The organism is Nocardia sp. MDA0666 (genome assembly GCF_003023875.1).
GTDB lineage: Bacteria > Actinomycetota > Actinomycetes > Mycobacteriales > Mycobacteriaceae > Nocardia > Nocardia aobensis.
The window spans coordinates 370,552-382,028 of sequence record NZ_PYHT01000002.1 but is presented as its reverse complement, the minus strand read 5'-3'; the positions used below and the strand labels follow the sequence as shown (position 1 = coordinate 382,028).

Genomic DNA, 11,477 nt, shown 5'->3' with positions numbered 1-11,477 from the left:
CGATCTGGCCGGCGACCCCACCTTCACCGACCTGTTGACCCAGGTTCGCACGCGCAGCCTCGAAGCGTTCGAACACCAGCACGTGCCGTTCGAAGTGCTGGTCGAACGACTCAACCCAGCCAGATCACTGACACATCACCCACTGATTCAAGTACTACTCGCCTGGCAGAACTTCGCCGGAAACAACGACCCCGCAGCAGGTCTGGCATTGGAAGACCTCGACGTCACCTCGCTGCCGCTGGACACCCACAGCGCCCGCATGGACATAGCCTTCTCCCTCGGAGAACGCTTCACCGACACCGGCGAACCCGCCGGACTCACCGGCGCAGTCGAATTCCGCACCGACATCTTCGACACCACCACCATCGACACACTCATCCACCGGTTGGAACGAGTACTGATGGCGATCACCACCAGCCCCGAACAACCCCTGTCATCGGTGGACCTGCTCGACGAATCCGAACACACCCGCATAGACGAGTTCGGCAACCGGGCGGTATTGCACACGGGCCGACCATCGGCCCTATCGGTTCCGGCATCGTTCGCGGCCCAAGTGGCCCGCACGCCGGATGCGGTGGCGCTGAGCTGTGGTGACCGTTCATACAGTTACCGGCAGCTCGAGGAAGCAGCAAACCGGTTGGCACACCTGCTGACCGACCGCGGTGTGGGACCGGGATGCGTGGTCGGGTTGCTGATGCAACGCTCAGCAGAAGCGATCGCCGCCATAGCGGCAGTGCTGGAAACCGGGGCGGCCTACCTCCCCATCGATCCCGAACACCCCAGAGCACGAATCGAATTCATGCTCGCCGACGCCACACCCGTAGCCGTGATCAGCACGGCTGATCTGGCCGGACGACTCGACGGGATCGACATACCGATCATCGACGTCGACGACGCTGCTGTCGACGCTCAACCCAGCACCGCACTACCTGCGCCCAGCCCGGACAACATCGCCTATTTCATCTATACCTCCGGCACCACCGGGGTCCCCAAAGGCGTGGCCACGACCCACCACAACATCACCCAGCTACTGGCGTTCCTCGACACCGGCGCCACGCCTGTCTCGGAACAGGTATGGGCGCAATGTCATTCGCTCGCCTTCGACGTCTCCGTCTGGGAAATCTGGAGCCCGTTGCTGCACGGCGGACGACTGGTCGTCATCCCCGACTCGACCACCCGCTCCCCCAACGACTTTCACGATGTTCTCGCTGCCGAACACGTCACCGTGCTGACCCAAACCCCGACCGCGGCAGCAATGCTGACACCACAAGGGCTGGAATCGATGACCCTGATACTCGGCGGCGAATTCTGCCCCGCCCAGGTCATCGATCAGTGGGCGCCCGCACACACAGTCATCAACGGCTACGGACCCACCGAAACCACCATGTGCGTCACCCTCACCACCCCCTTGACACCCGGATCGGGGGCACCGCCGATCGGGGCACCGGTGCCCGCAGCAGCGCTGTTCGTGCTGGATGAATGGCTCCGGCCGGTACCGATCGGAGTGCCCGGTGAACTCTATGTCGCCGGCGCCGGAGTCAGCTGCGGATATTGGCGCAGGTCCGCGCTGACCGCATCACGGTTCGTGGCCTGCCCCTTCGGAGGCACCGGGGCACGCATGTACCGCACCGGAGACCTGGTCCGCTGGGCGAACGACGGCCAACTCCACTACGTCGCCCGCGCCGACGAACAAGTCAAAATCCGCGGCTACCGCATCGAATGCGGCGAAATACGAACCGCCCTCACACAACTCGACGGCATCGAACAAGCAGCAGTCATCACCCGCGAAGACCACCCCGGAAACAAACGCCTCGTCGCCTACATCACCGGCACCGCAAACCCAGACGAGATACGCACCCAACTCACCCAACACCTCCCCACTTACATGGTCCCCGCCGCAATCATGACGTTGGACGCGCTGCCACTGACCGTCAACGGCAAACTCGACACCCGCGCCTTACCGGCACCCGAATACACCACCAGCCACTACCGCGCACCCACCACGCCCGTCGAGGAAATCCTCACCACGATCTATGCTCGGATACTCGGACTGGACCACATCGGCATCGACGACTCCTTCTTCGACCTCGGCGGAGATTCGCTGTCGGCGATGCGCCTGATCGCCGCGATCAACACCGCCCTCGACACCGACCTGTCCGTACGCACCGTCTTCGACACACCCACCGTCGCCCACCTGGCCCCCCGAATCGATAGTGCGGACTCGAGCCGACTCCCACGACTCACACCGGTCGAACGCCCCGACGCGATCCCGTTGTCGTATGCCCAGCAACGGTTGTGGTTCATCGACCAACTCCAAGGACCCTCGCCGGTCTACAACGTGGCGGCGGCGTTGCGGCTGAGCGGTGGGCTCGATGTCGACGCTCTGGATGCGGCGCTGGCCGATGTGGTGGGCCGTCACGAAAGCCTGCGCACGGTGTTCCGCGCGACCGACGGAACACCCCAGCAAGTGGTTATCCCCGTTGAGCGGGTCATTTTCGGGTGCGACGTCGTCGATGCGACCGGATGGTCGCACACCCGGCTGGACGCCGCCGTGAACGAGGCGGCGCGCTACCCGTTCGACTTGGCGGCCGAGATTCCGTTGCGGGCAAGGCTTTTCGCTGTTTCGGATCGGGAACACGTGCTGGTGATCGTGATGCACCATATCGCCGCGGATGGCTGGTCGCTGCGGCCGCTGGCCACGGATCTGAGTGCGGCCTACGCCAGCCGCTGCGCGGGCCGGGCGCCGAGTTGGGCACCGTTGGCGGTGCAATACGTCGACTACGCACTCTGGCAACGCACCCAACTCGGCGAACTACACGACCCCCACAGCCGCATCACCACCGAGCTGGAGTACTGGGAACAGACCTTGGCCGGGATGCCCGAACACCTCGACCTCCCCACCGACCGACCCTACCCCGCAACAACCGACCAACACGGCGCCCGCGTCGTCATCGACTGGCCCGCCGAACTTCAGCAACACCTCACCCGGACAGCGCGCGAACACAACGCCACCAACTTCATGGTGATCCAAGCGGCCCTGACGATCCTGTTGTCGAAGATCAGCGCCAACCCCGACGTGGCGGTCGGATTCGCCGTCGCCGGCCGTGGCGACCCCGCTCTCGACGAGTTGGTCGGCTTCTTCGTCAACACCCTCGTACTACGAGTCGATCTCAGCGGCGACCCCACCCTCACCGACCTGTTGACCCAGGTTCGCACGCGCAGCCTCGAGGCATTCGAACACCAGCACGTGCCCTTCGAAGTGCTGGTCGAACGACTCAACCCAGCCAGATCACTGTCACACCACCCACTGATCCAGGTGTTGCTGGCCTGGCAGAACTTCGCCGGGAACAACGACGCCACAGCCGGTTTGGTGCTGGAGGATCTCGACATCACCTCCCTGCCGCTGGACACCCACAGCGCCCGCATGGACATAGCCTTCTCCCTGGGCGAACGCTTCACCGACACCGGCGAACCCGCCGGACTCACCGGCGCAGTCGAATTCCGCACCGACATCTTCGACACCACCACCATCGACACACTCATCCAACGACTCGAACGAGTACTGGTGGCGATCACGACAGACCCCGAACAACACCTGTCATCGGTGGACCTGCTCGACGAATCCGAACACACCCGGCTGGACGAGATCAGCAACCGCGCGGTACTGCACACGCACACCCCCACAGCGATGTCGGTGCCGGCACTGTTCGCCGCACAAGTCGCCCGCACCCCCAACGCAACGGCACTCACCTGCGGCGAGAACTCCTGGACCTACCAGCAACTCGACCAGACCGCGAACCGGCTCGCACACCTGCTGACCGGCCACGGTGTGGGTCCCGGATGCGTGGTCGGGATACTGATGGAACGCTCAGCAGAAGCGATCACCGCACTCACCGCGGTACTCGAAACCGGGGCGGCCTACCTACCCATCGATCCCGAACACCCCAGGGCACGAATCGAATTCATGCTCACCGACGCCACACCCGCAGCCGTGATCACCACCGCCGACCTGGCCGGACGACTCGACGGGATCGACATACCGATCATCGACGTCGACGACCCCGCACTCGACACCCAACCCAGCACCCCGCTACCCGCACCCAGCCCGGACAACATCGCCTATTTCATCTACACCTCCGGCACCACCGGGACCCCCAAAGGCGTGGCCACCGCCCACCACAACATCACCCAACTACTGACAAACCTGAACATCGGCTCCTCACCCGCTTCCGAACAGGTGTGGGCGCAGTGTCATTCGCTCGCCTTCGACGTCTCCGTATGGGAAATCTGGGGCCCATTGCTGCACGGCGGACGACTGGTCGTCATCCCCGACGCGATCACCCGATCACCCAACGACTTTCACGATGCTCTCGCCGCCGAACACGTCTCCATCCTGACCCAAACACCCACCGCCGCAGCGATGCTGACACCGCAAGGGCTGGAATCGGTCACCTTGATACTCGGCGGCGAACTCTGCCCCGCCCACATCGTCGACCAGTGGGCGCCCACGCACACAGTCCTCAACGGCTACGGACCCACCGAAACCACCATGTGCGTCACCCTCACCACACCCCTGAGCGCCGGATCGGGAAAACCGCCGATCGGGGCGGCAGTACCAGAGGCAGCATTGTTCGTCCTCGACCACCGGCTACAACCGGTGCCGATCGGCGTCACCGGTGAGTTGTACGTGGCAGGCGCCGGAGTCGGCTACGGGTATTGGCGCCGGCCCGTATTGACCGCATCACGGTTCGTGGCTTGCCCATATGGGCCCGGGACACGCATGTATCGCACCGGAGACCTGGTCCGCTGGGCGAACGACGGCCAACTCCACTACGTCGCCCGCGCCGACGAACAAGTCAAAATCCGCGGCTACCGCATCGAATGCGGCGAAATACGAACCGCCCTCACACAACTCGACGGCATCGAACAAGCAGCAGTCATCGCCCGCGAAGACCACCCCGGAAACAAACGCCTCGTCGCCTACATCACCGGCACCGCAAACCCAGACGAGATACGCACCCAACTGACGCGAAAACTCCCCACCTACATGATCCCCGCCGCAATCATGACCCTCCCCGCACTGCCACTGACCGTCAACGGCAAACTCGACACCCGCGCCCTACCTGCACCCGAATACACCACCAACCACTACCGCGCCCCCACCACGCCCACCGAGGAAATCCTCACCACCATCTACGCCCACACACTGGGACTCGACTGCGTCGGCATCGATGACTCCTTCTTCGACCTCGGCGGAGACAGCATTTCGTCGATGCAGGTGGTGGCGCGGGCCCGTACGGCCGGACTCCTGTTCAGGCCGCGCGATATTTTCGTCGAGCAGACCGTTGCCCGTCTGGCCGAGGTGGCCGAGGTGGCCGGCAATGCGGATCGCGCGATCGACGAGGGTCTCGGGCCGGTGGTCGCGACCCCGATCATGCGCTGGCTGCACAGTGTTCACGGCCCGATCGAACAGTTCAATCTGATGGCGTTGTTGCAGGCGCCCGCGGGTGTCACCGAGACCGACGTGGCGGTGATGGTGCAGGCCCTGCTGGATCGGCATGCCATGCTGCGGCTCCGCGTCGACGACGACGGCGCCGGTGGGTGGTCGTTACAGGTGCCCGAGGCGGGGTCGGTGGATGCGAGCGCTTGTCTGCAATCGGTCGGCGAGTTGTCCGATGAAGAGCTGACGAAGGCGCAGTCTCGGTTGAATCCTGCCGCCGGGGTGATGCTGGCCGCGCTGTGGGTCGCGTCCACCCGCCAGTTGGCGCTGGTGGTGAATCATCTGGCCGTCGACGTCGTGTCGTGGCGGATTCTGCTGGACGACCTCAATACCGCCTGGGCCCAACACCGTGCGGGGCAGCAGGTCGTGCTGCCGACAGCCGGGACGTCGTTCGCCCGGTGGGCGTCGCTGCTGGCCGAGCACGCGCGCCGCCCCGAAACCGTCGGCCAGGCGGCCGCTTGGAGGAAGCTGACGGCGATCCCCGCCGCGCTGCCGGCGGTGCAGCCCGAGGATACGTTTGCCACCGCCGAGCATATGGAGGTGTCGCTGGACGTCGAGACCACCCGCACGATCCTCGGTGAGGTGCCCGCGGCGCTTCATGCCGGAGTGCACGAGATCCTGTTGATCGCGTTCGCCTTGGCGTGGACGGAGTTTCTGGGCAACGGCGGCACGCCGATCGGTATCGACGTGGAGGGCCACGGGCGCGACGAGGAGCTGGCCCCCGACGTCGACCTGTCGCGCACCGTGGGGTGGTTCACGACCAAATACCCGGTGTCGTTGGCGGTGGGTGGGCTGTCGTGGTCGCAGGTGTCGGCCGGCGAGACAGCGCTGGGGGCAGTGATCAATGACGCCGAGGAGCAACTTCGTACGGTCCCGAACCCGGTGACCTACGGCGTGCTGCGCTATCTGAACACCGATGTCGACCTGACCGGTTCCGACCCGCAGATCGGATTCAACTATCTGGGGCGCCTGGGCGTACCGGTGCTCGGCACTTCGGCCGATGGCGATGTCTGGCGGATCGGCTATTGGGGTTCGTTGTTCACCGACAGCGGCAACGCCGATCACGCCATGCCATTGGCGCACACCGCAGCCGTCAATGCTGTCACCGTCGACAGCGACAGCGGCCCGCACCTGCATGCCCAGTGGACGTGGGCATCATCCAAGCTCGATCGCGCGGCGATCACGAGGCTCAGCCGACTCTGGTTCGAAGCCCTCGGCGGGATCTGCGCGTATGCGCGACAAGGTGGAACCACGATGACTCGCTCCGATATCGCTCCAGCGCAGGATGGTCAGCACCACATCGATGCCGACTCGGTGGACACGGTTCCCGCCGCGTGCCCGGTCGGCGATCTGGCGGACCACGCCGGCGCCCCCGAGGCCGAGAAGAAGCCCGGGAAAGAGCGCCTCAGCTACGCGAATTACCTTCACCTCGACGAACTGCTCGGCGCCGTTCAGCCATTGTTCGCCAACGGCGACCGTTCCGCGTGGAGCGACGAGAGGTACTTCCTGATCGTCCACCAGACCTCGGAACTGTGGGTTTCGCAGATCCTGATGGACCTCGAGCTCGCGCTGGAGTCCGCCCGTCGGGCGGAGTTCGACCGGGCGATCGATCGGATGAAGCGTGCCAATGCCGTGCTCGAATTGATGATGTCGACAGAGAGTGCCCTACAACATCTGGCGGTGGACGCGTTCCAACAGTTCCGGCCTCGGTTGCAGGGAGTGAGTGCGGCACAGTCGACCCAGTTGGCGACCATGCTGGCCGGCGTTCGCCACGCTCCTGTGACAGCGTTGCTCGAGATCGTGGCCGACCGGCGCGACGGCGACAGCGAGGACCGACGACAGCGGATCCACTTGGGCGCGCAGCTCGACGTATTCATCGCCGGCCTCACGCGCTGGCGGCTGAACCACCTGGACGTGGTCCGCCGCTTCATCGGGGACCGCCGGGGTACCGGGGGCACCGTCGGGCTCGGCTTCCTGATCGATCGCTTGAGTGAGGGTTCCCGCCGATGACGTTGGTGCGCTACGGCACCCACCCGAGTCAGCACGGCTATCTCAGCCTTCCCGACCGCCCCGGCCTCTGGCCGGTCGCCGTGGTCATCCATGGCGGCTTCTGGCGAACGGCCTACGGCGCCGACCTCACCTCCGATCTGGCCGAGGATCTGGCACGGCGCGGCTTCGCTGCCTGGAACATCGAATACCGGAGGGTAGGCGACGACCCGGAGCTCGGAGGCGGAGGTTGGCCGGCCACCTGTCTCGACGTCGCCGCCGCTGTCGACCTGCTCGCCGCATTCGGTCAGAGCCTGGAAGCCGGCAGGCTCGACCTCTCACGAGTCGTCGCGATCGGGCACTCCGCGGGAGGTCAGCTGGCCGGCTGGCTGGCAGGTCGAGGATCGCTGCCCGCCGGTTCTCCCGGAGCTTCGCCCCGCGTACCGCTGACCGGATTCGTCAGCCAGGCAGGAGTTCTGGACCTCGAGCTCGCACTGAAGGAGGACCTGGGTTCCGGAGCCGTCCGAAACTTCCTGGGCGCCTGGGCCGACGACCCCGAGACCTGCTCGCCGGCTTGTCCCGGCGCACTGCTCCCGATGGACGTCCCCTCGATCTGCGTGCACGGCACGGCCGATGACGATGTACCACTCAGCCAGTCGCAACGCTTCGTCGCCGCAGCTCGACGCGCCGGGGACGACTCCCGGTTACTGGTGCTACCCGGCATCGACCACTTCTCACTCATCGATGTGGCGTCCGACGCGTGGGCGGCCTGCCGCTCGGCGGTCCTGGAGCTGGCGCGCTGAACCTCATCCGATGTCGACGACGGTTCAGGCGGTGAGCGCGTCGAATGCCTTCTTCAAGGCCTTCGGGGCGGCGGGGGTGGTCGGCGCCTTCTCCCGCAATTCCAGCATCCGAGCGCCGATATCCTGAAGTTGTTTCCGCCCCAAGTGTTCTCGCACCTTGGGGAACCATTCGTCCTCTTCTTCGTCGATGTGATGATCGACATTCTCGATCAGCACCGTGACCTTCGCGGTGAAGCGTTCGTCTTCGGGCTTCATCGTGGACAACTCCATGACCAAAACATCGGCGACATGATGTTCCTCGTAGGACTCGAGGATGTCGTCCTCGACCTCCGGCACCAGCTCGCGGACCTCGGGATACACGACCTCGTTCTCGAGATAGGTATGCACGGTCAGCGCTTCGATGATCTTGTCGACGATACGGCTCTTCGTCGCGTGCGCGTCGGGGCCCGCTTTCTCGAATTCGCGGAACAACTTGCGGATCTGCTTGTGGTCCTCGCGCAGCAGCACGATGGCGTCGGTGGACATGAAACCTCCTGAAGGATCCGAGTTCCGGGCAACCGCCGATCCGGCAGCCGCGGCCACGCGACCGGCGGTCGGCTATCTACGCCTTACCCGCCCATCGTCGGCCCAATCGGCCGCGATGTCGGCGTGGCGGGCCCGGGTGGCCGACACCGGCGGCGCTCATGGCAACGTGTTGACCAGGGTCATGTCGCCGTCGTAGTGGGCGAGCAGACGGGGATCCATCACCTTGCGCCACAACGGTGGAATCAACGCCAGCACGATCATGGTGGCGTAGCCATAGGGCAGCTGCGGCGACTCTTCGGAGGTGCGCAGAGTCTGGTATCGGCGGCCTGGGTTGGCGTGGTGGTCGCTGTGGCGTTGCAGGTGGAACAGGAAGATATTGGTCACGAGGCGGTCGCTGTTCCAACTGTCGCGCGGTGAACACCGCGCGTAACGACCGTCCGGACGGCGCCTGCGCAGCAAGCCGTAGTGCTCGATGTAGTTCACCGTTTCGAGCAAGACGATGCCGATCACGGCCTGCAGTATCAGAAAGGGGATGATCACGGGCCCGTAGGCGAGAATCAAAGCGCCGCACAGCACGGCACTCATCGACCACGCCTGCAGCAGGTTGTTGTGCCGGCTGAACCACCTGTGTCCGCGATGGGACAGGCGTTCTCGTTCCAGGGCGAGCGCCGAGCGGAAGCCACCCAGGGAGCTGCGGGGCAGGAACTTCCAGAGCGACTCGCCGAATCGGGCACTCGCCGGATCTTCGGGTGTGGCGACGTGGACGTGGTGGCCGCGGTTGTGCTCCACGTAGAAATGCCCGTAGAAGGATTGCGCCAGCACGATTTTCGCCAGCCAGCGTTCGAGATGTTCGACTCGATGGCCCAATTCGTGTGCCGCGTTGATACCGAGGCCGGATACGAATCCCATGGTTGCGGCCAGGCCCAGCTTGTCGACGAGCGTCAGTTCGGGACGGGCCCACATGAATCCCGCGATGGCCAGCCCGAGGAACTGAATCGGCAGGAATGCGTAAACGCACCAACGGTAATACCGATCGTTGGTCAACGCCTCGTAGTCTTCCTCGCGCGGATTTCTGCTGTCGACTCCCATCGCGATGTCGAGGAGCGGAATCACCCCGAGCACCGCGATAGGGCCGATCCACCAGAACAATTCGAGCCGTGTGAAGTTCACCAGTTGCCCGGGCAGTAGAGCTCCTGCGACGCCCAGTGAACTCAGGACCCAGAGGTAGCGTTTGTGATCGCGAACCTGGGCACCTCCGAAAACCGTCATAGCCCGTCTCTCATTCACCCGACGAGGATCAACCTGAGGTATGGCTATTGGAAACGGTCCTGCCGCAACGCCCTCCTGCCGCGAAATCCGGCCACAATTACCTGGCTACCTACCGGGGCATTCGCTCGGTGCCGGTTCGCCGCGCAGTCGCGCGTCGATCCACTCGCTGAGGCCGGGATAGCTGGTGACGTAACTGCTCAGATGCTCGCCGGGCACTGTGCGGAAAATGGCCGGAACACCCCGGCTGCATTGTTCACCGTACATACGCTGGGCGTCCTCGAGGGGAATCCAGGGATCCCAGGCACCGTGGTAGATATACAGCGGCACACCCGAGGTCCGGTCGGACAGATCCAGTTGGCGAAACAGATTGTCGGCCATCGGACTGTCGAGTGGGTCGCTGATATTCGTCGCGACATCCATCGGGATACCGACGACGCCGAGCGGTCCATCGGCGTCCCCACACAGATCGCGCGTCGGGGAAGTCGTCACCCACTGCGCGAGATGATTCATGTACTGGAGCACCTCCGGGTGTTCACGCGCTATTGCCGTCGACACCGACAACAGAATGCCGGAGGCGATCCCGCCGTTGAAACGGTGGGCGATATCCCGGTAGTCGGCCGCCAGTCCACCCGAGGACACGCCCATCAGAACGGCCGACAGCTCCGGCGCGTACTCACTCTGCAACATCGCAGTGGCGTAGGCGGCGATCGCTCCGCCCGAGTAGCCGTCGACCACATAACGGCTGTTACCGAACTCCGGCAGCGCATTACGCACGGCGCGAATGGAATCGAGCATCATGTGCCCGGCCACATTCGTCTCGCCGTATGCCATCAGCGGGCCCTCATGGTCGGGCAGCAGAACCGCGTGCCCTTTGTTCAGTGCCGACCAGATAGCCGGCAGAAACCAGACGAGATCGGTGTTGGTTCGATCGAGTATGCCGTGCGACAACTGGTAGCCCGGCGTGCAGTGCAGTCCGAGTGCGTTGATCGGCATCGCGTCCACCTCGACCGGACGTGGCCCCGGCCCGTTCCACGACGCCGCCGGGATGATCAATGTGGCGGTGCCGAAGGAGGGCGTGCCCGTCCCCGAGGTGGAGCGATACTTCAACAGCACCGCCCGCTCGATCGGTGCCGCCATATGCTGAGCTGTCGTCGCCGTTACGTCCCGTGTCTCGATGATCTGTCCCGGCTCCAGTGCGCCCAGATTCGCCGGCCAGGCATCGAAGGTTTGATCCCCGGTCGGCGACGACAATATCCCCCGCCACAATGCCGCCTGCTGAGCGTCGGGGCTCTGATCGGGACCGGCATTCAACTGCGGCGGCTTGATGTTCGCGTCGATCCAATTCTGCAACGGGGAGGGAGGGAGATCCACAGGCGACAACGGCGGCATCGGCC

Annotated in this window: 5 protein-coding genes; 2 read left to right on the top strand and 3 right to left on the bottom strand. The window is 64.7% G+C overall.

The genetic code is table 11. The annotated features are described in order from the left end of the window. Both C8258_RS06315 and C8258_RS06310 read left to right on the top strand, forming a co-directional pair. Positions 1 to 7,510: non-ribosomal peptide synthetase (locus C8258_RS06315; RefSeq protein ID WP_146161173.1), on the top strand; the 7,510-nt coding region annotated here is incomplete at its 5' end. Further along, on the top strand, positions 7,507 to 8,289 hold the full coding sequence (locus C8258_RS06310) for a S9 family peptidase (protein ID WP_106954319.1): 783 nt from the start codon (positions 7,507 to 7,509) through the stop codon (positions 8,287 to 8,289). The genes C8258_RS06315 and C8258_RS06310, both read left to right, overlap by 4 nt. A 24-nt stretch (positions 8,290 to 8,313) precedes the next feature. Here the strand turns inward: C8258_RS06310 and C8258_RS06305 are convergent, their stop codons facing one another. The 3 genes from C8258_RS06305 to C8258_RS06295 all read right to left on the bottom strand — a co-directional run bounded on the left by C8258_RS06305 (position 8,314) and on the right by C8258_RS06295 (position 11,454). Further along, on the bottom strand, positions 8,314 to 8,814 hold the full coding sequence (locus C8258_RS06305; protein WP_106954318.1) for a hemerythrin domain-containing protein: 501 nt from the start codon (positions 8,812 to 8,814) through the stop codon (positions 8,314 to 8,316). 156 nt (positions 8,815 to 8,970) lie between these two features. After that, positions 8,971 to 10,083 (bottom strand): alkane 1-monooxygenase, encoded by a 1,113-nt coding sequence (locus tag C8258_RS06300; protein WP_106954317.1) that lies wholly within the window; start codon positions 10,081 to 10,083, stop codon positions 8,971 to 8,973. A 105-nt stretch (positions 10,084 to 10,188) separates the two neighbouring features. Continuing rightward, positions 10,189 to 11,454: a lipase family protein gene (locus C8258_RS06295; RefSeq protein WP_233224906.1), complete on the bottom strand. Its 1,266-nt coding sequence runs from the start codon at positions 11,452 to 11,454 to the stop codon at positions 10,189 to 10,191. Positions 11,455 to 11,477: the final 23 nt, after the last annotated feature.